Source organism: Amycolatopsis benzoatilytica AK 16/65, assembly GCF_000383915.1.
Taxonomy (GTDB): Bacteria; Actinomycetota; Actinomycetes; order Mycobacteriales; family Pseudonocardiaceae; genus Amycolatopsis; species Amycolatopsis benzoatilytica.
The window spans coordinates 5,172,323-5,190,588 of the sequence record NZ_KB912942.1 but is presented as its reverse complement, the minus strand read 5'-3'; the positions used below and the strand labels follow the sequence as shown (position 1 = coordinate 5,190,588).

The 18,266-nt window shown below is 66.9% G+C and carries 19 protein-coding genes; 9 read left to right on the top strand and 10 right to left on the bottom strand.

Features of this window, described 5'->3' with window-relative positions; translation table 11 throughout:
- Positions 1-53: 53 nt before the first annotated feature.
- Genes AMYBE_RS0123840 through AMYBE_RS0123830 form a run of 3 tightly spaced genes read right to left on the bottom strand, consistent with a single transcriptional unit; the run spans position 54 to position 2,862 of the window.
- Complete coding sequence (locus AMYBE_RS0123840; protein WP_020661907.1) at positions 54-545, bottom strand: glutathione peroxidase; 492 nt, start codon at positions 543-545, stop codon at positions 54-56.
- A gap of 17 nt (positions 546-562) precedes the next feature.
- Positions 563-2,092 carry a 1,4-alpha-glucan branching protein domain-containing protein gene (locus AMYBE_RS0123835; RefSeq protein WP_020661906.1) on the bottom strand — a complete coding sequence of 510 codons (1,530 nt, stop codon included), beginning with the start codon at positions 2,090-2,092 and terminating at the stop codon, positions 563-565.
- The gene (locus AMYBE_RS0123830) at positions 2,089-2,862 is read right to left on the bottom strand and encodes a class I SAM-dependent methyltransferase (protein WP_020661905.1); all 774 of its coding nucleotides are present in this window, start codon (positions 2,860-2,862) and stop codon (positions 2,089-2,091) included. Before AMYBE_RS0123830 ends, AMYBE_RS0123835 begins: the two co-directional genes overlap by 4 nt.
- A 53-nt stretch (positions 2,863-2,915) precedes the next feature.
- Between AMYBE_RS0123830 and AMYBE_RS0123825 the strand changes: the two genes are divergently transcribed.
- Positions 2,916-3,347 carry a hypothetical protein gene (locus tag AMYBE_RS0123825; protein WP_020661904.1) on the top strand — a complete coding sequence of 144 codons (432 nt, stop codon included), beginning with the start codon at positions 2,916-2,918 and terminating at the stop codon, positions 3,345-3,347.
- Here the strand turns inward: AMYBE_RS0123825 and AMYBE_RS0123820 are convergent.
- Complete coding sequence (locus tag AMYBE_RS0123820) at positions 3,325-4,164, bottom strand: DegV family protein (RefSeq protein WP_020661903.1); 840 nt, start codon at positions 4,162-4,164, stop codon at positions 3,325-3,327. The two genes, AMYBE_RS0123825 and AMYBE_RS0123820, sit on opposite strands and share 23 nt — an antisense overlap.
- Positions 4,165-4,408: 244 nt before the next feature.
- On the opposite strand from AMYBE_RS0123820, the gene AMYBE_RS0123815 reads away from it, so the two are divergent.
- From AMYBE_RS0123815 to AMYBE_RS0123800, 4 genes are all read left to right on the top strand, one after another.
- Complete coding sequence (locus AMYBE_RS0123815; protein WP_020661902.1) at positions 4,409-5,194, top strand: electron transfer flavoprotein subunit beta/FixA family protein; 786 nt, start codon at positions 4,409-4,411, stop codon at positions 5,192-5,194.
- A 28-nt stretch (positions 5,195-5,222) separates the two neighbouring features.
- Positions 5,223-6,182, top strand: coding sequence for an electron transfer flavoprotein subunit alpha/FixB family protein (locus AMYBE_RS0123810; protein ID WP_020661901.1), 960 nt, complete (start codon positions 5,223-5,225; stop codon positions 6,180-6,182).
- Positions 6,183-6,357: 175 nt separating this feature from the next.
- Positions 6,358-7,140, top strand: coding sequence for a GNAT family N-acetyltransferase (locus AMYBE_RS0123805; protein ID WP_020661900.1), 783 nt, complete (start codon positions 6,358-6,360; stop codon positions 7,138-7,140).
- On the top strand, positions 7,137-8,021 hold the full coding sequence (locus tag AMYBE_RS0123800; RefSeq protein WP_027927944.1) for a lysophospholipid acyltransferase family protein: 885 nt from the start codon (positions 7,137-7,139) through the stop codon (positions 8,019-8,021). The genes AMYBE_RS0123805 and AMYBE_RS0123800 overlap by 4 nt, the downstream gene beginning before the upstream one ends.
- Before the next feature lie 342 nt (positions 8,022-8,363).
- Here the strand turns inward: AMYBE_RS0123800 and AMYBE_RS0123795 are convergent, their stop codons facing one another.
- The gene (locus tag AMYBE_RS0123795; RefSeq protein ID WP_020661898.1) at positions 8,364-9,269 is read right to left on the bottom strand and encodes an NADP-dependent oxidoreductase; all 906 of its coding nucleotides are present in this window, start codon (positions 9,267-9,269) and stop codon (positions 8,364-8,366) included.
- Between the two features lie 163 nt (positions 9,270-9,432).
- Positions 9,433-9,591, bottom strand: coding sequence for a hypothetical protein (locus AMYBE_RS45035; protein WP_154676284.1), 159 nt, complete (start codon positions 9,589-9,591; stop codon positions 9,433-9,435).
- On the opposite strand from AMYBE_RS45035, the gene AMYBE_RS0123785 reads away from it, so the two are divergent.
- From AMYBE_RS0123785 to mnmA, 3 genes are all read left to right on the top strand, one after another.
- Positions 9,590-10,954, top strand: coding sequence for an MFS transporter (locus AMYBE_RS0123785; protein WP_027927943.1), 1,365 nt, complete (start codon positions 9,590-9,592; stop codon positions 10,952-10,954). The genes AMYBE_RS45035 and AMYBE_RS0123785 overlap by 2 nt on opposite strands.
- A gap of 64 nt (positions 10,955-11,018) precedes the next feature.
- On the top strand, positions 11,019-12,215 hold the full coding sequence (locus AMYBE_RS0123780; RefSeq protein WP_020661895.1) for a cysteine desulfurase family protein: 1,197 nt from the start codon (positions 11,019-11,021) through the stop codon (positions 12,213-12,215).
- Positions 12,216-12,218: 3 nt separating this feature from the next.
- Positions 12,219-13,313: a tRNA 2-thiouridine(34) synthase MnmA gene (gene mnmA, locus AMYBE_RS0123775; protein WP_027927942.1), complete on the top strand. Its 1,095-nt coding sequence runs from the start codon at positions 12,219-12,221 to the stop codon at positions 13,311-13,313.
- Positions 13,314-13,318: 5 nt separating this feature from the next.
- On the opposite strand, the gene AMYBE_RS42225 is transcribed toward mnmA, so the two are convergent.
- The 4 genes from AMYBE_RS42225 to AMYBE_RS0123755 all read right to left on the bottom strand — a co-directional run bounded on the left by AMYBE_RS42225 (position 13,319) and on the right by AMYBE_RS0123755 (position 17,160).
- Entirely contained in the window at positions 13,319-14,590 is a 1,272-nt protein-coding gene (locus tag AMYBE_RS42225) for a DUF222 domain-containing protein (protein WP_245573243.1), read from the bottom strand.
- 150 nt (positions 14,591-14,740) lie between these two features.
- Positions 14,741-15,196: a GNAT family N-acetyltransferase gene (locus AMYBE_RS0123765; RefSeq protein ID WP_020661891.1), complete on the bottom strand. Its 456-nt coding sequence runs from the start codon at positions 15,194-15,196 to the stop codon at positions 14,741-14,743.
- Between the two features lie 42 nt (positions 15,197-15,238).
- Positions 15,239-16,282 carry an MBL fold metallo-hydrolase gene (locus AMYBE_RS0123760; protein ID WP_020661890.1) on the bottom strand — a complete coding sequence of 348 codons (1,044 nt, stop codon included), beginning with the start codon at positions 16,280-16,282 and terminating at the stop codon, positions 15,239-15,241.
- Between the two features lie 104 nt (positions 16,283-16,386).
- Positions 16,387-17,160, bottom strand: coding sequence for a hypothetical protein (locus AMYBE_RS0123755; RefSeq protein ID WP_211226844.1), 774 nt, complete (start codon positions 17,158-17,160; stop codon positions 16,387-16,389).
- Positions 17,161-17,225: 65 nt separating this feature from the next.
- Between AMYBE_RS0123755 and AMYBE_RS0123750 the strand changes: the two genes are divergently transcribed.
- The gene (locus AMYBE_RS0123750) at positions 17,226-18,260 is read left to right on the top strand and encodes a methionine synthase (protein WP_027927939.1); all 1,035 of its coding nucleotides are present in this window, start codon (positions 17,226-17,228) and stop codon (positions 18,258-18,260) included.
- The last annotated feature ends 6 nt before the right edge of the window (positions 18,261-18,266 follow it).

Sequence of the window (18,266 nt, the reverse complement as noted above, 5' to 3'; positions counted from 1 at the left end):
CGGCGAATGCTCTCCGGCCGCGTTCGACGCGGGCCGGAGAGCGGAACCGGAACTCAGGCCGGAAGGGCCGCCTCGATCGCGGACACGATGGTGTCGTCTTCCGGTTCGGTCCGCGGACGGAACCGGCCGAGGACCTCGCCGTTCGGGCTGATCAGAAACTTCTCGAAGTTCCACTGCACGTCGCCCGCCTCGCCCTCGGCGTCGGCAGTTTCGGTGAGGCTCGCGTAGAGCGGGTGCCGGCCCTCGCCGTTCACCTCGATCTTCTCGAACAGCGGGAAGGACACCCCGTACGTCGTGGAGCAGAACGTCTGGATCTCTTCCGCTGTGCCCGGCTCCTGGCCCGCGAACTGGTTGCACGGGAACCCGACGACCGAGAAACCTTTGTCGCCGAATCGTTCCTGAAGCCGCTCAAGGCCGGTGTACTGCGGAGTCAGCCCGCACTTCGACGCCACGTTCACCACTAGCAGCGCTTTGCCGGCCAGCGGCCCGTCGAGGGTGGTGCCTTCGCCGGACAGGGTCTTGAGCGGCAATTCGCGGATTCCCATTGAGGTCCCTTCGCTTGTCATGCGGGAGGACGGCGCAGGGCGCGCGCGTCCAGGTGGCCGAACGGGCCGTCGGCCCGACGGTATTCAGCGGCTAGCGCGAGGGCGCGAGCGCGGTCCCCGCTGCGGAGCAGGCCGGCCAGTGCGTCGAATCGCTCGGTGTGCACGCGGGCGCGGCGGCGGGCGTAGTCGGCGGCGGAGTCTTTGGTGACCATGAAGGCCCAGTCGCTGGACAAGGCCATCATCGCTTCCACGACTGCCTGGTCGGCGACGGCGTCGCGAGCGGTCCCCTCGTGCGCATCGACAAGGTCGAGCAGCCGGGTTTGGAGTGCGGCGTTGTCCTGCACCATGTCGGCGACCTGTTCGCCGTCCCAGACCCGCCAGTCCTTGCCGGAGCCCCAGGAAGAAGCCGGCAGGTCGACCGGTTCCCCGAGGTGTCCAGCTTCGAGAGCTCCGCGCAGAGTGGTCACCCGGACTCCCGCTTCGGGCAGGGCGCGCAAGATTCCTTCGAGCCACGCGGGACCTTCGTGCCACCAATGGCCGAACAGTTCGGTGTCATACGCGGCGACGACCAGTGACTCGCGGCCGCGTTGTTCACGGAGCGAGCGCAACCGGGCGACGACTGTCTCGACGAAGTCCTTCACATGCGAGCCGAGAACCTCTGCGGCCAGCGCCGGCTCATACGGTGCTTTATCTTGCGGCTCAACGGTTTTTCCCGTGACGCGGGACGCCTTCAGGCCGACCTCGTGCGCCCAGGAGTGGAAATCCCGGTACGCGGCGTGGCCTGGATAGCCAGCTTTCGGCGACCAAACCCGGTACGTGACCTCGAGATCGCGGCCGAAGCAGACGACGTCGGAGTCCCCGACAGGATGCGCGGACGAAGTGTCACCACGGAGTGAAGGCCCGTCGACGAGGAAGCGCCGGACTCCCGCGTCCTGATAGTCTCGTTCCATTCCCGGTGCATAACCGCATTCAGGTGCCCAAATACCTTCTGGTGCCCGGCCGATGCGCAGCGCGGTGTCCTCCAGGCCGGCCTGGAGGGCGAACTGGCGCACCCGCTGGTCCAGCAAGGGCTGGAACGGATGCGCTAGCGGTCCGCCGATCAGCTCGATCGTGTCACTGTCCACAAGCGACCGCAGGATCGGCGAGAAGCCGTGCCGCCAGCGCGTTTCCAGTTCCTCGGCGGCGTGAACCGCGGATTGGTGCTCGGCCGCAGCGAGGTCGCGCAGCAGCGGGTCGCCGCGCCACAGGGTCGATGCGTGCTGCGAGCGCAGCTGCCAGTGGCCGATCCAGTCGTGACAGGCGCGGATGGCGTATGGATCGTCGAGCTGCGCTGCGAGGACCGGCGTCATGCCGAGCGTCAGCACGTCGCGTCGCCCCTCGGCGGCGAAACGGCGCAGCAGGTCGACCACCGGCAGGTACGAATGCGTCCACGCTTGGTACAGCCATTCCTCGCCGACCGGCCAGTTGCCGTGATGCGGTAGCCACGGCAGGTGGCTGTGCAGGACGAGGCAGAACGTTCCTTCGTATTCCGGGTTCCGGGTGCTCACGGGCGCACCGCCACGGCGACGAGGTCCAGGCTGGCGTCGAGGTCGTCGCCGTGGATCGCGAAATCGCTGGCCTGGATCGCGGCGACGTCGGCGAGGAGGTCCGCGGGCCAGGTCGCCTGCCCGGGAAGGGAGCCCATGACCACGTTCAGCTGCGCGTCGATAATGGAGCCGCCGTAACTGGTCTCAGCCGTGCGCAGGGTTTCCGCGTGGTGCAGTCCGTGCAGCGTCGCCACGGAGAATCCAGCGGCGCGCAGCAGTTCGTTCAGTTCGGACGGTGCCAGTTCGCGGGTGTGGAACGGGTTGAGCGGCGTGTCGCTGTCCGGCGTGAACGTGAGCCGGTTCGGCGTCGTGACCAGCAGCTTCCCGCCCGGGCGCAGCACCCGGAAGCATTCCGCCAGGAAGCCGTGTTGATCCCACAGGTGTTCGATCACCTGGAAGTTCGCGACGACGTCGACCGCGCCGTCGGGCACCGGCAGGTAGGCCAGGTTCGCCCGCGCGACGGAGACTTCCGGGTACCGGCGCGCGACATGTTCAGTGGTCGGCACGTCGTAGTCCAGCGCGAGCACCCGACCGGCGTGCTGGGCGATGAGCCCGGCGCCGTAGCCCTCGCCGCAGCCGGCTTCGAGCACCGTCGCGTCGGCGCAGTGGGGCAGGAGGGCGAGGTACGCGGCTTCGTGGCGTCGGAACCAGTAGTTCTCCTCGGGGATGCCGGGGACGGTTCGTTCGCCGGTGAGGTGGAGTGCCTCGGCCCGGGCGGCTGCGTTGGTCACCTGCGCGACCCTAGCGCCTGTCACGTTCCGCCCAGCTGTCTCGTTCCAGCCCCATGCAACGGACGATCACGCGCATCCTCCTGGCACTGCTCGGTCTCTACACCCTGGTGCAAGGGCTGTGGCCCCTGCTCGACCCGATGGGGTTTTACCAGGACTTCCCCGGTTTCCGGCACGGCTGGGTGTCCATGGACGGCCCCTACAACGTGCACTTCATCATCGATTTCGGCGGCCTGAGCCTCGCGCTCGGCACGATGCTCGTCGGTGCCGCCGTGATGGGCACCACAACCGTCGCGAGGCTGGTTTCCGTCGCGGCCCTGCTGTTCGCTGTCCCGCATCTGATCTACCACGTGGGGCATGTCGGGCAGTTTCCGCAGCTCGACCAGGTGCTCATCGTCGGCGGCCTGGCGGTGACCGTGCTGATCCCGCTGGCGGCGCTGCTGATTCCGGGCCGGCGAGCCGAGGTCAGTTCGTCGGCGACACCGTGATGCTGAGCGCGCCCGGGCCGACGTGGGCGCCGATCACGGTGCTCGCGTCGGCCACCACGATCTCGCCCGCGCCCGGCACCCGTTCGCGCAGCCGCCGGACGACCTCGCTCTCGTCGGAACCGAACCGGGTTACCGCGAGGTCCACCTGCTGGTCGCCAGCCGCCTTCACAGCCAGGTCGACGAGCCGGTTCATCGCCCGCTTGGCGCCTGGAACCCGGGCGAGAGGGCTCACCTCGCCATTGCGGACGGTGAGCAGCGGCTTGATCGCGAACGCGCTTCCGAGCATCGACTGGGCCGCGCCGATCCGTCCCGATCGCCGCAAGTACTCGAGCGTGTCGACGTAGATGATCTCGGTCGAGTTGCGGACCCGGCGTTCGGCGGCGTCCAGTACCCGTTCGAGCTGTCCGCCGGCAGCCGCGACGCGCGCTGCCGAGATCGCCGCGTAGCCGAGGCTCATGCTGGCCGTTCCGCTGTCGAGGATGTGGACCGGGATCCGCACCTGCTGGGCGGCTTCCCGCGCTGCTTCCACGGTCTGCGACAGCCGTCCGGAGATGTGCAGGCTCACGATCGCCGACGCACCGGCCGACGCCGCGTCCTGGTAGGCCCAGAAAAACGCGCCTGGATCGGGCGGGGACGTCGTGACGGTCGTGCCGGACTTCATGGCCTGGACGAGCTCGCCCCGATCGAAGCGGTGCTCGTCGTCCGTTTGGTCTCCGACGTGCAGCTGAACCTGGACGACGCCGATTCGCCACTGGGCGGCGAGCTGCTCGGGCAAGCACGAGGTCGAGTCGGTGACTACGGCGATGTGCGCGGACATGGTGGTCGAGCGTAATCCCTGACGGTCTACTGCGAGTAGGCAGCCGTTGCTCCGATCGGGCGAGCGGCTGGCTGGACGAGCTAACTGACTCAGTTACCGGGACGATGGTCCCAATAGATTGCTCTTCCAGGTGAATGCGGTCACCTCGACGGGTCCGGCTGCGGAATTGGCCCTAATCTACCGCTCAGTAGAGCACTGTCCCGCGGCCGAGAGCCGGCCCCAACCGGGAGGTCGAAGAAGACCCATGACGAACATCGTTGTCCTGGTCAAGCAGGTACCGGACACCTACTCGGAGCGGAAGCTCTCCGGTTCCGACAACACCCTTGACCGCGAATCCGCCGACGCCGTGCTCGACGAGATCAACGAGAAGGCTGTCGAAGAGGCCCTCAAGATCAAGGAAGCCGGCGAAGGCGAGGTCACCGTGATCTCGGTCGGCCCGGACCGCGCCACCGACGCGATCCGCAAGGCGCTGTCCATGGGCGCCGACAAGGCCATCCACGTGTCCGACGAGGCGCTGCACGGCTCCGACGCGATCGCCACCGCGAAGGTCATCGCCGCCGCTGTCGGCAAGGTCGAGGGCTACGACCTGATCATCGCCGGCAACGAAGCGTCCGACGGCCGCGGTGCCGCGGTGCCCGCGATCCTGGCCGAGCTGCTGGGCCTGCCGCAGCTGACTTACGTTCGCCAGCTGACGGTCGAAGGCTCCGCCGTGAAGGCTGACCGCGAGACCGAAGACGGCATCACCCACCTCGAGGCGAACCTGCCGGCGCTGGTGAGCGTGAGCGAGAAGATCAACGAGCCGCGCTACCCGTCCTTCAAGGGCATCATGGCCGCGAAGAAGAAGCCGGTCGAGACGCTGACCATCGCCGACCTGGGCATCGACGCGGGCGAGGTCGGCCTCGCCAACGCGTGGTCGACCGTCGTCGAGGCATCGCCGAAGCCGCCGCGCACCGCGGGCGAGAAGGTCGAGGACGAGGGCGACGGCGGTTCGAAGGTCGCCGAGTACCTGGTCGCGCAGAAGCTCATCTGAGACACGGTTTCGAGGAGGATTCCGGAAAATGGCTGAAGTACTCGTCCTCGTCGACCACGTCGACGGTGATGTCAAGAAGGTCACGCTCGAGTTGCTGACCGCTGCGCGCGCCCTGGGCGAGCCGTCCGCCGTCGTGGTGGGCCAGACCGGCTCCGCGGCAAAGGCCAAGGAAGCACTTGCCGGCTATGGCGCTGCGAAGGTGTACGTCGCCGAGGGCGACGACGCCGGCGCTTACCTGGTGACGCCGAAGGTCGACGTGCTCGCGAAGCTGGCCGAGCAGGTCTCCCCGGCCGCGGTGCTCGTCGCCGCCAGCGCCGAGGGCAAGGAGGTTGCCGCGCGAGTCGCGCTGCGCCTGGGCTCCGGTCTGCTCTACGACGCGGTCGGCGTGAACGCTGACGGCTCCGTGGACCAGTCGATCTTCGGTGGTGCCTTCTCGGTGAAGGCCAAGGCTGCCAAGGGTGCGCCGGTTGTGTCGGTGCGTCCCGGTGCGGTCGAGGCGGAGGCTGCGGAAGGCGCGGCTGCCGAGGAGACCGTCGAGATCCCGGCGCAGGACCCGGCCAAGGCCGCCAAGATCACCGGCGTCGAGCCGGTCGTCGGTGGCGACCGTCCGGAACTGACCGAGGCGTCGATCGTCGTGTCCGGTGGCCGCGGCGTCGGCTCGGCGGAGAAGTTCGACGTCGTCGAGAAGCTGGCCGACTCGCTCGGCGCGGCGGTCGGCGCATCCCGCGCGGCCGTCGACTCCGGCTACTACCCGGCGCAGTTCCAGGTCGGCCAGACCGGCAAGACGGTGTCTCCGCAGCTGTACATCGCGCTGGGCATCTCCGGTGCGATCCAGCACCGCGCCGGCATGCAGACGTCGAAGACGATCATCGCCGTCAACAAGGACGCCGAAGCTCCGATCTTCGAGATCGCCGACTTCGGCGTGGTGGGCGACCTGTTCAACGTCGCGCCGCAGCTGACCGAGGCCGTCGAGAAGCGCAAGGGCTGACGTTTTCTTTCACCCGGAAGGCCGCCGCGTGCCCGTCACGCGGCGGCTTTCCGCGTTTCCCGGGACGGCTCTTGTGCCTGAGAAGAACCTGAGAACCGGCTATTAACTCAACGTGCACTGACCGGTCATCGATTCGCACTCTCCGCGGCCGCTTACCGGCAGGTACACCTTGACCATGACGTCGTCACAGCTCCTCGTCAGTACTGATCAGGCGGGTGTCGACCTTCCCGCGGGTGCGCCGAGGTATTCGCTCCTGGTCGCCAACGGGAACGACGAAGTGCTCGCCGCGCAGAAGCTGCGATACCGGGTTTTCGCCGAGGAGATGGGAGCGGAACTGCATTCCCCGGTACCCGGCCGGGATGTCGACTACTTCGACGAATTCTGCGACCACCTCGTCGTCCGCGACGACAACACCGGCGAGATCGTCGGCTGTTACCGGATGCTCCCACCGGAACGCGCCGCGCAGGCCGGGAAACTCTATTCGGACAGCGAATTCGATCTCTCCGCCCTCGCCGACCTGCGGCCCTCTCTGGTCGAGACCGGACGGTCCTGTGTTCACCCCGACCACCGCAGCGGTGCCGTCGTCAGCTTGGTCTGGGCAGGAATCGCGCGCTACATGCTCCTTTCCGGTCACCGTTACCTGGCCGGCTGCGCGTCGGTCCCCCTGACCGGCGGCGGCAGCTACGCCGCGGGCGTCTGGGACGTCTTGCGCACCAAGCACCACGCCGAGGACTCGCTGCGCGTTTCCCCGCTGCACCCCTGGGAATCGGGCAGCGTCGCACGCCCGGACCGGGCAGTTCTCCCGCCGCTGATCAAGGGCTATGTGCGGCTTGGCGCCAAGGTGTGCGGCCCGCCTGCCCTCGACGCGGACTTCGGTGTCGCGGACTTCTTCGTCCTTCTTGACCTGCAGCAGGTCGACGAGCGCTATTTGAAGTTCTTCCTCGGAGTGAAGTCATGAGCCACGCCTGGATGCCAACGTCCCCGTGCGGGGACGGTTGCCTTACCGAAGGCGCGCCTACCGTCGCCCTGCCCCGCCGGGTCATGCGTTACGCCGCCGCGGTGACGGTGGTCTTCGCGGCACTGCTGGTTTCGCCGGCTCTGCTCGTGGTCCGCGGACAGAGCCGGGATCGCTTGCTGCGCCGGATCTTCCGCTCGGTCCTGCGGGCGTTCGGCGTTCGGCTGTCCGTGGTCGGCGGTGAAGACTTCCTAGCCGCTCCCGCAGGCCGAGGCGCGCTGGTTGTCAACAACCACATCTCGTGGCTGGACATCATCGCCATCAACGCGCTGCGCCCGATGCGCGCACTCGCGAAGATCGAAATCGGCTCCTGGCCGATCCTCGGAACGCTCGTCCGCCGAGGCGGCAGCATCTTTCTCGACCGCAACCGTTTGCGCACCCTGCCGGGCACGATGACTGAGCTAGCCGACAGCCTGCGCGGCGGTGCGCTCGTCAATGTCACTCCCGAGGGCACGACTTGGTGCGGCCTGGCGTCGGGCCGCTTCACGACGGCCACCTTCCAGGCCGCGATCGACGGCGGCGTTCCGGTCCGGCCGATTGCCTTGCGTTATCGACTGGCCGACGGCCGCGAAACCAGCCAGCCTGCGTTCATCGGCCCGGAGTCCTTGATCGCATCGCTGGGCCGAGTCGCCTCGTTGCGCGGTCTGGTTCTCGAAGTGCACGTCTGTCCGGAGATCGCCCCGGGCAGGGCGGAGGACCGTCATTCCCTGGCCGCCCTGGCAGAGTCCGCGGTCCATTCCGCGCTCGGCACGGTCCGCATTCCGCCGCAGCGCCGTCGGATCCTGGTCAGCTCGCGCAAACCGGCTCACCCGGCGGTTCGCTGACCGAATTGCCTGGTCATGACCTAAGAAGCGGGTGTTGCCGATTTCTGGCGACACCCGCTTCGCCATTCCGGTCGGCTCCCGGCATGCCTGTTGCTCACTACCGTCGCCCCTGAACGGCGAGGGCAATCCGTCCCTTCCTGCCAGCGGCTCCTGGCACGTTGTCGCCGCTGAACGGCGAGAGTCAGAACCTGCTGTCGTCAAAGAAACCGCTCGGCTCTGACGGTGCTGGGCAGCCACACTTGCCCGAACCGTCGTCAGCGAACGGCAACCTTGAACCGTCGACCGCCCCGGACCACTTCGCCCCAGACCGTCCTCATGATCGACTGTACGCGGCAATGGCAGTCAAGAAACGGCGATGGTCAGCTTCCCGCCGGGATGGCCGTTCTGGCTCTCCTCCTGCGCGGCTGCTGCTTCCGCCAGCGGGTAGCTCTTCCCCTGAGCAATCCGCAGCCCAGCTTGGACGTATCCGAGGATCTCGTTGAGTACCTCAGGCGTCTGGCCATCTTGTCCGCCGGAAGTGAACGGAATCCCCATCTCGAATGCCGCCGGATCCGCGATGGTTACGATGCGTTCCTTCGACCCACGCAGCTCGACCGACTCCGGCAAGACCCCATGGCCGGACGCATCGAACACCGCGTCGACAGGCCGGTCAGCCGCTGCCCGGACTCGCTCAAGCCAACCCTCGCCGTAACGCACCGGAGTCGCTCCTAACGACTGAACCTCATCGAGGCTTCGTTGCCCAGCCGTTCCGATGACGGTCGCCCCTGTTCTGACCGCTATCTGGGTCGCAAACCGCCCGACAGCGCCACTCGCGCCGTGAACTACGAGAAGCTCACCGGGCTTGACCTCGAGCAAACGCAAGACCCGCAACGCCGTCTCGCCGGCGACCGGCAACGCCGCCGCGTCTTCCCATGAGAGATCCGCCGGCTTGCGGACAATCGTTCCACCGAGCGCGAACTCCGCATACCCGCCGGTCGACGACCATCCGAACACCTCGTCGCCGACGCTGAACTCAGCGCCGCCGCCGATCGCGTCGACTACCCCCGCGATCTCCAGGCCCGGGATCTGCGGGTTTTCGAGTGCTGCGCCGCCGGCCATCGCTCCGGACCGGATCTTCCAGTCGATCGGGTTCACGCCTGCCCGCCGAACGGCGACGCGCACCTGGCCCGGGCCAGGCTCCGGTGCCGGGACTTCGGCCAGTTGAAGGACTTCGGGTCCGCCGTACTCGGCGAAAGTGATAGCTCGCATTCGATCGCACTCTCCTTCGATCCGCGGCGGCACGCCGTACGTCCTATCTCAAGCTGGTCAACGCCCGGAACATTCCGAGCCATGCTCTATTCGCCTGCCAGCGGCCAACGCTAGTCCCGGCTCGGCATAAGCGGTGCTCAGCGACAGCTGCGGTGAACCTGGTTCACCGCATCGGCTGGCCGACCTGCTGGGCCTCGCCGCCAAGTTCCAGAGCGGCGTCACCCAGCGTTTCCGTCGCGGTCTTGCGCATCACCCCGGCGCGCGCGTGCCTCGCCAACCCGCTTGACTTCCACAGTGCTGGAGGTTGCAGTCTCGTGATCATGAGTCAGACCGTCCAAACGCGGCCGCACAAAAGTGTTCTGTGGAGTCCCGAGCACCGTCTCGTCACTGTCGGCCTGCTGCTCGTGGTCACGCTCGTGGCGTTCGAGAACATGGGCGTTGCCACTGCGATGCCGACCTTGGTCGCCGAGTTGCACGGCTTCGCGCTGTACTCGTGGCCGTTCACCACCTTCCTGGTGGCGAGCGTCGTGGCCACAGTCTTGTCCGGCCGGCTGGGAGATCGCCGGGGCCCGGCCCCGGCGTTGCTGGTCGGGCCGGCGTTGTTCGCAGCCGGACTCCTCGTCGCGGGCACCGCGACCACCATGCCAGCGCTCCTCGCCGGCCGTGCCCTGCAGGGCTTCGGCTCGGGGTTCCTGCTGGTCTCGGTGTCGCTTCTGATCGCTCTGACGTTCAGCGACCGCGAACGCCCCGTCATCTACGCCGCCAACGCGGCGGCATGGGTTCTGCCAGCCGTCATCGGCCCTTCGGTGGCCGGTTTGGTGACCGTCACCGTCGGCTGGCGATGGGTGTTCCTCGGGTTGATTCCGCTGGTCGGGATAGGAGTAGCCCTCCTCTACGCGGTCACTCGCCGGTTGCCGGCCCATGTCCCGTCGTCGCGCGGACGTCGTGCCGGAGTTATCCCTGCGGTGGTCGCTGCGTTGGGCGTCGCGGCGCTGAGTTGGGCGGGGCAACACCCGTCGCCGGTCGCGATCATCTACGGTGCCGCGGGGCTGGTCGCGCTGGCGGTCGCGCTGCGGAAGCTATTGCCCGTTGGCACGATGACGTCTCGGCCCGGGCTGCCCACGGTGGTTGCCTCCCGCGCCCTGATCTCCGGCGCGTACGCCGGGATGGAGGCGTACCTCCCGCTGACGATGAGCTCTGTGCATGGCTACAGCCCCGCTCTTGCCGGTCTGCCGCTGACCATCACCGCGCTCGGCTGGTCCGCCGCGTCCGCGCTCCAGGGCCGGTTTCTCGATTGGTCGCGCGAGGTATCGCTGAGAACCGGGTTCGCCCTGGTCGCTGCCGGTTTGGTCGGGTTCGGTTTCGTCGCCCAACCGTGGTTCCCGGCCTGGGTGGCATTCATCATTTGCGCGGTTGGCGGCGCAGGGATGGGCATCGCAATGCCCGCCATCTCAGTCCTGCTGCTGCGCTATTCGCCGGAGGGGGAGCGCGGGTTCAACACCTCAGCCATGCAGTTGGCGGACTGGGTCGGAGCGGCGCTGCTCATTGGCCTCGGCGGGGTTCTCCTAACCGTCGTCGCGTCGGCCGCTCAGCCGTCGCTGCCGATGGCGGTGCTCGCCATCGCGCTCGTACTGCTCGCGCTGCTCGGCGTCCGCCTCACCAGCAGGTGGCCGAAACAGGTGTGACGTGCCACTCTGCGGGCTGGGGCGAGCTTCGTCACAGGCCGCAGCGGTCTACGCTGGTAGAGCGATGACCTATCTCGACCATGCGGCGACCACTCCGATGCTGCCCGAAGCCGTGGCGGCGATGACTGAGGCTTTGTCCACCGTGGGCAACGCCTCCGCGCTGCACTCTTCGGGCCGGCGGGCTCGCCGGTCGGTCGAGGAGGCGCGCGAGGCGATCGCCGCGGCGATGGGTGCGCGTCCGTCGGAAGTCATTTTCACCGGTGGAGGCACCGAGAGCGACAATCTCGCGGTCAAGGGCATCTTCTGGGCACGCAATGGTGATGACCCAGCCCGCCGCCGTATCCTTTGCAGCACGGTTGAACACCACGCGGTTCTGGACACAGTCGAGTGGCTGGAACAGCATTCCGGCGCGGAGATCACCTGGCTCGAAGTCGACGATCAGGGCCGGGTTGCTGAGGACACGCTTCGCACCGCGATCGAATCGTCGCCGGAGACCGTCGCGTTGGCCACAGTGATGTGGGCGAACAACGAGGTCGGCACCGTCAATCCGATCGCCGCTCTCGCCTCGGTCTGCAACGAGTACAACATCCCCCTGCACACCGACGCAGTACAGGCAGTCGGTGCGGTGCCCGTCGACTTCACCGCTTCCGGGGCGGCCGCGCTCACTCTTACTGGTCACAAACTCGGTGGCCCCTACGGCGTCGGCGCACTGCTGCTCAGCCGTGACACCTCCTGCGTCCCGGTGCTGCACGGCGGCGGGCAGGAGCGCAGCGTGCGCTCCGGCACCCTCGACGTTCCCGCCATCGCCGGCTTCGCAGCCGCCGTGCAAGCTGCCGTCGGCGGACGTGCGGATTACGCCGCTCGGGTCGAAAAGCTGCGTGATGAACTCGCGGCCGCAGTCCTGCGTGAGGTCCCAGACGCGATCCTCAACGGCCGTGAAGGAGACCGCCTCCCGAGCCACGCCCATTTCACTTTCCCCGGCTGCGCGGGCGACAGCCTGCTGATGCTCCTGGACGCAAAGGGCATCGAGTGCTCCACCGGCTCGGCCTGCACGGCAGGCGTCGCGCAGCCAAGTCACGTTCTCCTCGCAATGGGTGCGGATGCTTCCGCAGCAAGGGGATCCCTCCGATTTTCGCTCGGTCACACGTCGACACTGGACGACGTGCACACCCTTGCCCGTGAGATCGGCGGTGTCGTCGCCCGCGCTCGACAGGCCGGCCTCGCCGGCATGCGTAAACAGATCCAGAAGCAAGAGGTGTAAGCAATGCGGGTTTTGGCTGCAATGAGCGGAGGAGTCGACTCGGCCGTAGCCGCAGCGCGTGCGGTGGATGCCGGCCACGACGTCGTTGGAGTGCACCTGGCGCTTTCGGCTCAACCGGGCACGCTGCGGACCGGTTCGCGTGGCTGCTGCACCATCGAAGACTCACATGACGCGCGACGGGCCGCGGACATCCTCGGCATCCCCTTCTACATCTGGGACTTCGCGGAGCGCTTCACCGAAGAGGTCGTCGAAACCTTCGTGGGTGAGTACGCCGCCGGCCGGACACCGAACCCCTGTGTGACCTGCAACGAGAAGATCAAGTTCGAGGCCCTGCTCGAGAAGGCGCTTGCGCTCGGATTCGACGCCGTCGCGACGGGTCACTACGCGCGTCTGGCTACGGTCGACGGTGAACTGGAGCTCCGCCGGAGCGCGGACGAGGGCAAGGACCAGTCTTACGTACTGGCTTCCCTTCAGCCGGAGCAGCTTCGCCATGCAATGTTTCCGCTCGGCGACTCCTGGAAGTCGGACGTGCGAGCAGAAGCTGAGCAGCGCGGGCTTTCCGTTGCACGCAAGCCCGACAGCCATGACATCTGCTTCATTCCGGATGGCGACACCAAGAAGTTCCTCGAGAAGCGACTTGGCGAGCGTCCGGGAGAGTTGGTCGACGCGGAGACGGGCGCAGTGCTGGGACGCCACACCGGTGTGCACGGGTTCACGGTGGGGCAGCGGAAGGGACTTGGCATCGATGCGCCGGCTGCCGATGGCCGTCCGCGGTACGTCCTTTCCCTTGAACCTGTTTCGGGCACGGTGAAGGTCGGATCGTCGGCTGATCTCGGTGTCGGAGCTATCGATGCAGACCGGGCGATCTGGCCGAGCGGGAGAGTTCTCGACGGGCCGACCGAATGCACGGTTCAGGTCCGTGCACACGGCGGCATCGCCGATGCCGTCGCCGAAGTGGGCGACGACGGGAGAGTTTCCATCCAGCTGCGCGAGCCGTTGCGGGGTGTGGCACCCGGTCAGGTCGTGGTCCTCTACCAGCAAGACGGCGAGGCAGGCGACCTCGTTCTCGGCAGCGCCAAGATCTCGGGAACGCGCTGATCTCCTTACGCGCCCAGGCGTTCTTGGCCTGGATGCTCAGGATTCGGTTGCGGATCGTGTAGCGGCGGAGCTGTGCTTTCTGCCGTTTCCCCGGTCGGTGTTGTGACAACGAGCTTTCCGTCTTCCAAGACCTGGTAGGTCCAGTCTGCGCGGTTCTTCAACCGGCGATGACGACGGCAATAGCTCAACGTCGAATCGGTGTCTGTGGGATCAGAGCCGGTTGCTTCCGTAACGCAGCTCTGCGCTGGTCGCGGGCATCCCGGCTGCCGGCACTCTCGGTCACGGACTCGAATGAGCTCGTCCACGTCGATGTTGGGCCGGTACCTGAATTTCCCGACCTCGATGACCTGCCCGGTCAGCGGATCAGTGATCACCCTGCGGAGGGTGGTGTCGGGGCCGGTCGCGATGTGGCGCGCCAACTCGGCGGGGATGTGTCCATGACCGGTCAGCTCTGCTGGATTGTTGTTGAGCCCCAGGTACGTCTGCAGGTCGACATAGAGGTACACCTCGCTTCGCTCCGGCACGCCGCCCTTGCCCGTGAGCAAGAGGTCTACCGCGACGTCGGCTCGTAGTTGGTCGAGGGTGCGTTTTTCACTGCCGGTCTTGAGCGATCGAGCTATCCGATCGATGCGAAGATAGGCTGCGGTGGCCTTGTCGGTCGATACGTTGTCGACGGTAAGCTGCGAAATGCCTTCGCTTTGGTGGTGGAGCATGACCCGTCGCTCGGAGTGCCTCTGCGTCATCCGGTTCGCTGCGCCGTCCGGATCGATTTTTGTTGCAGCGTATGCGGTTGCTTTGCGGATCTGCGTCGGGTTCTTATCGGCCAACCGGGGCTCGAGCAGAACGTCGACCAGCTGTGCGTGGTGGTCGGAGAGGCGACTCGTGCCGATGGTGACCTTCATAGCTCGATAGAGGTCCAACTCGCCCTGGTCCATGAGGCGCAGGGTCCGTGGCAAGCGCTCGGTCAAAGCGTCGGCGGCGGAGAGCATCGCTCCAGCGCGGGTGTCCGTGATGTGCAAAGCAAGGGCGAGTTCGCAAGCCAGTTCACGCTGGTCCGGTCTTCGTCTTCGCAGTGCGGCCAGGCAGCGCAGCTGCAGAGCCTGCAGCTGCGCTATCTGCCGGTCTGCGCTCTTGGCTGCTGCCATGAGTTGTTCGGCTTGCAGACGCCCGAAAAGTTCCAGATTTGACTGCATGGCGCGAAGCAAAAAGACAAGGTCGGCGGTTTCGGTGGTGGTGCCGTGGTCGGCTTGGTTTGCCGCGGCGGCGGACATGTTCATAAATGTCACGATACGCATCGAGGCGGATACTGTCAGCTAAAATGCGCGAACGGACCCCTCGCGCAGCGGCTTGGCATTTCCGCGGCGGTTCTGGCACGGTGAAAGTCGAACGCGTGATCGCGAGACGGCCGAGTTGCTCGGAGGGGGGAATCAGAGACGCAGCTTGAAGCCGGTGTGGCTTGGGACGAAACCCAGTCGTTCGTAGAAACGGTGCGCGTCCTGCCTGCTTGTATCCGACGTGAGTTGGACCAGGTTGCAGCCGCGTCGCCGGGATTCGTCGATGGCCCATTGCACGAGTCGCGCACCAAGGCCCGAACCGCGGCGGTCCTGGTGTACGCGGACCGCCTCGATTTGCCCGCGAAGCGCGCCGCGTCGAGCGAGACCGGGGATGATCGTCAGCTGAAGCGTCGCCACTGGCTGGTCGTCCGAGGAGGTCGCGACGACCAGCAGCTGATTCGGGTCTGCGGCAATGCTTTCGAAAGCGTGCAGGTAAGGGTCGAGGTCGTCGGGCGAATCTCGGGTTGCGCCGAGCTGGTCGTCGGCAAGCATCCGCACGATCGCTTCGACATCGTCGCGGCGGGCCTTCCTTACGGCCAGGGGTGTCATGACAGTCAGTATTCCATCGGGTGAGTGATCGGCGGTCGGACGCTATGCGGTCTTGTAGCGGCGAATTTCGTCGGTCTCTTCGACCGCCAGCTTGCCCTGTGAGGCCAGGAGATCCAGGTGCGCGCCGGTTTCCAGAACGGCGAGCATCTGGTTGAAGGCATCCATTTCGGACAGTTTGCGGCCACGGCGCGTCCAGCCCAGGCGGCTGGCCGCTTCGAACGCTGTGCTTGCGCCGGCTTCGATTTGGGCGGCCATCGTCTCGAGACGTTGGCTGTGATGGGCAAGGAGTTCGTCGATGCGCGCATGCACGCTGTCGGTGACCGGTCCGTGGGCCGGCAGCATGCGGTGGTCAGGCATGGCCCGCACCAAGCGGAGCGATTCGAGGTAGTCGTTGAGCGGCAAGTCCGCGGGAACAGGTTGGAAACCGATCGAGGGCGTGATGTGAGGCAGCACGTGGTCGCCGGAGAACAACAGGCCGGCTGCGGCGTCCACAAAAACCACGTGACCATTGGTGTGGCCCGGTGTATGGACGACGTCCAGCTCTCGTCCGGGCAGCACGGTGCGCCGGCCAGGTGCCAGCCACTCGTCCGGGGCTTCCCAAAGATCGTCCTCGGTAGGGCGAGGTGCTGAGCCGAACATCTGGCTCAGTGCGGTGATGACCGCTTGGCCGCCGCTGCGACGAAGGAGGTCGACCTGAGCCTGCAAAGGGAACTTGTTCGGATCGGCACTTGCGTCTAGCGAGGGCTCTTCGAGCTTGCCGAGGGCGATGCGATTGCCGAACTCGCGCCGGAGTGCGACGGCTTGGGTGTAGTGGTCCCGATGGACGTGGGTGATGAGGAACTCGCGAACGTCACCCAGTTCGGCACCGATCGCGTCGAGCGCTTCGGTCAGCAGGCGGCGAGACTCTTCGAGTGCCCAGCCCGAGTCGACGAGCACAAGGTCGGTGCCGTCGGTAACGGCATAGACGTTGACTGCGCGCAGGCCGTCGTTCGGCAAGGGCAACGGGATTCGGTAGACACCCGTGGCTACTTCGTAAACCCCGGGGTCCGCCCAATTCGAGTTGCTGCCTTCGGGCAACGGCTCCACGGCGACCTCCGTCCCAGCGGGACTCCGACGTCCCGGACTTTCCTTACATTGAGCCGCGTTTCGTGCGCTGTCCACCGAGTGGGGGTGAGACGCCGGTCACGTGGTCAGCGGGATTGCGGAGCGAAGGCGATGTCCATCGTCAGCGTGGCGGCGACAAGCATGCTGGCCAGAGGCTCGGGGACTTGCTGTGGAATCTCGACGACGCAGGCGTCGCCGCTGATCGGGGAAGCGTCCGGCGCGATGCGCGCGACTCGGGCTACCTCAGTGCCGGAGTGGTCCTCGACGGCGACTTCCCACGGGTGCCGCGCCGAAACGGTGGCGGTGGCGATTGTCGTGCTCTCGCCGCGGAGAGCGAAGCGGCCGTTGCCGTCAGGCGCGATCTTGCCGATCGGAGTTTCATCAGCTCGGGTGACAATGAACCGAGCGACCGGGTCCTTTGCCGGTGTCGCCACCTTCAAGACCGTGCTCTGGTCTGCGTCGCGGACTTCGAACCGGCGGCCGACGTACTGGTCGGATTTCCACAGAAGTTGAATGAGTCTGCGGAGAAAGCTCGGAGTCGTGACCGTGACCGCCCCGATGTGGATGCCCTGGCCGTCGAACACGCCGTATTCGTCGCCGGCGTTCGTCGGCTTCGGGGTGCGGCTTACGAAGAGGACTGGCTCGGTGAAGAGCGTCCGTTCGAGGGATCGGCCCGAGGTTCGGCGCGGCAGTGCTCCGGGCATGGCTACTCGCTGCGGCTCCCGGGCGGATGCGTCACCGGGTGTTTTGCCGGGCGGTGGCGGGGCGGCGCTGGTCATGACGATCCAGACTAACCTGATGGCCCCGAATTCGGTGCAGGCAAAGGGATATGCGGCGAATGTCCGGCTAGTTACGCGCACTCGGGTGAATGTGTTCGGAAGGGGTGGTGCGGCGAGCGGCGTCCCGTTCCGCGACAATTCGGCTTGTGAGTGAACGACCTTGGCCCGCGGGTGCCGCTACCGGGATCGGGTCCATGCCCGGGACCGATCCCGTCGAGGCTGCCGCTGTGGTGTTCGGCGAGCTTCCCAGCTTCCCGTATGTGCCTGAACTGCCTGCTCGGGGCGTTGGTGCCGATCTGGTGGGCCGGAGCGCCGCGCTGTTGGTCGACCTCGCTGTCGAAGTCGTGCCGAGCGGTTACCGCGTGGCTGGGCGGCCTGGTCACGACCATCGCCGGGGGCGTGACCTGCTCCAGTGGGACCTCGACGCGGTCCAGGAGGCGAGGGAGAACGCCGGTGCGCCGGCTGTGCTCAAAGCACAGATCGCCGGGCCGTGGACACTCGGCGCCGGGATCGAGCTGGCCCGCGGACACCGAGTTCTCACCGACCGCGGCGCGCTGCGGGACTTCACTGAGTCGTTGCTCGACGGGCTCACCCAGCACGTCGCCGAACTGGTCACGCGGAGTGGAGCGCCGGTCGTCGTGCAGCTCGACGAGCCGACATTGCCTGCGGTTCTTGCCGGGAATCTGCGCACGCCGTCGGGATACGGGAATGTTCCGGCGATTCCCGAGCCTGAGGTGCGGGAACTGCTGGCCGCGACGATCGAGCGAGTCGGCGCGATCACCGGTCAGCCGGTCATCGTCCACTGCTGTGCTCCGCGGCCGCCATTTGCGCTGTTCCGCGCTGCTGGCGCCGGCGCGGTCGCATTCGACGTCAGCGCGCTCGCCGGTGCGTCAGCGGAGCTTCTGGACGAGATCGGCGAGGCTTGGGACAGCGGGATGTCGTTGTTCCTCGGGCTCGTTCCGGCCCTCGGCCCGACGGTCGCTCCGACCCTGAAAGAGGTCGCGGCACCGGCCCTCAAGCTCGTCGACCGGCTGGGTTTCAACCGTTCGATTCTCGCCGAGCGCGCGGTCCCAACGCCGGCATGCGGGCTGGCCGGAGCCACGAACGAGTGGATGCGCCGTGCTCTCGCTCTCAGCCGCGACCTGGGCAAAGGGTTTGTCGAGCCGCCTGAGAACTGGTGATTTCGC

What these genes read in the sequence shown, in the direction of transcription:
- AMYBE_RS0123840 (WP_020661907.1), bottom strand. Translation starts at nt 545, where the DNA reads ATGGGAATCCGCGAATTGCCGCTCAAGACCCTGTCCGGCGAAGGCACC.
- AMYBE_RS0123825 (WP_020661904.1), top strand. Translation starts at nt 2,916, where the DNA reads ATGCAACGGACGATCACGCGCATCCTCCTGGCACTGCTCGGTCTCTAC.
- AMYBE_RS0123820 (WP_020661903.1), bottom strand. Translation starts at nt 4,164, where the DNA reads ATGTCCGCGCACATCGCCGTAGTCACCGACTCGACCTCGTGCTTGCCC.
- AMYBE_RS0123815 (WP_020661902.1), top strand. Translation starts at nt 4,409, where the DNA reads ATGACGAACATCGTTGTCCTGGTCAAGCAGGTACCGGACACCTACTCG.
- AMYBE_RS0123810 (WP_020661901.1), top strand. Translation starts at nt 5,223, where the DNA reads ATGGCTGAAGTACTCGTCCTCGTCGACCACGTCGACGGTGATGTCAAG.
- AMYBE_RS0123805 (WP_020661900.1), top strand. Translation starts at nt 6,358, where the DNA reads ATGACGTCGTCACAGCTCCTCGTCAGTACTGATCAGGCGGGTGTCGAC.
- AMYBE_RS0123800 (WP_027927944.1), top strand. Translation starts at nt 7,137, where the DNA reads ATGAGCCACGCCTGGATGCCAACGTCCCCGTGCGGGGACGGTTGCCTT.
- AMYBE_RS0123795 (WP_020661898.1), bottom strand. Translation starts at nt 9,269, where the DNA reads ATGCGAGCTATCACTTTCGCCGAGTACGGCGGACCCGAAGTCCTTCAA.
- AMYBE_RS0123785 (WP_027927943.1), top strand. Translation starts at nt 9,590, where the DNA reads ATGAGTCAGACCGTCCAAACGCGGCCGCACAAAAGTGTTCTGTGGAGT.
- AMYBE_RS45035 (WP_154676284.1), bottom strand. Translation starts at nt 9,591, where the DNA reads ATGATCACGAGACTGCAACCTCCAGCACTGTGGAAGTCAAGCGGGTTG.
- AMYBE_RS0123780 (WP_020661895.1), top strand. Translation starts at nt 11,019, where the DNA reads ATGACCTATCTCGACCATGCGGCGACCACTCCGATGCTGCCCGAAGCC.
- mnmA (WP_027927942.1), top strand. Translation starts at nt 12,219, where the DNA reads ATGCGGGTTTTGGCTGCAATGAGCGGAGGAGTCGACTCGGCCGTAGCC.
- AMYBE_RS42225 (WP_245573243.1), bottom strand. Translation starts at nt 14,590, where the DNA reads ATGAACATGTCCGCCGCCGCGGCAAACCAAGCCGACCACGGCACCACC.
- AMYBE_RS0123765 (WP_020661891.1), bottom strand. Translation starts at nt 15,196, where the DNA reads ATGACACCCCTGGCCGTAAGGAAGGCCCGCCGCGACGATGTCGAAGCG.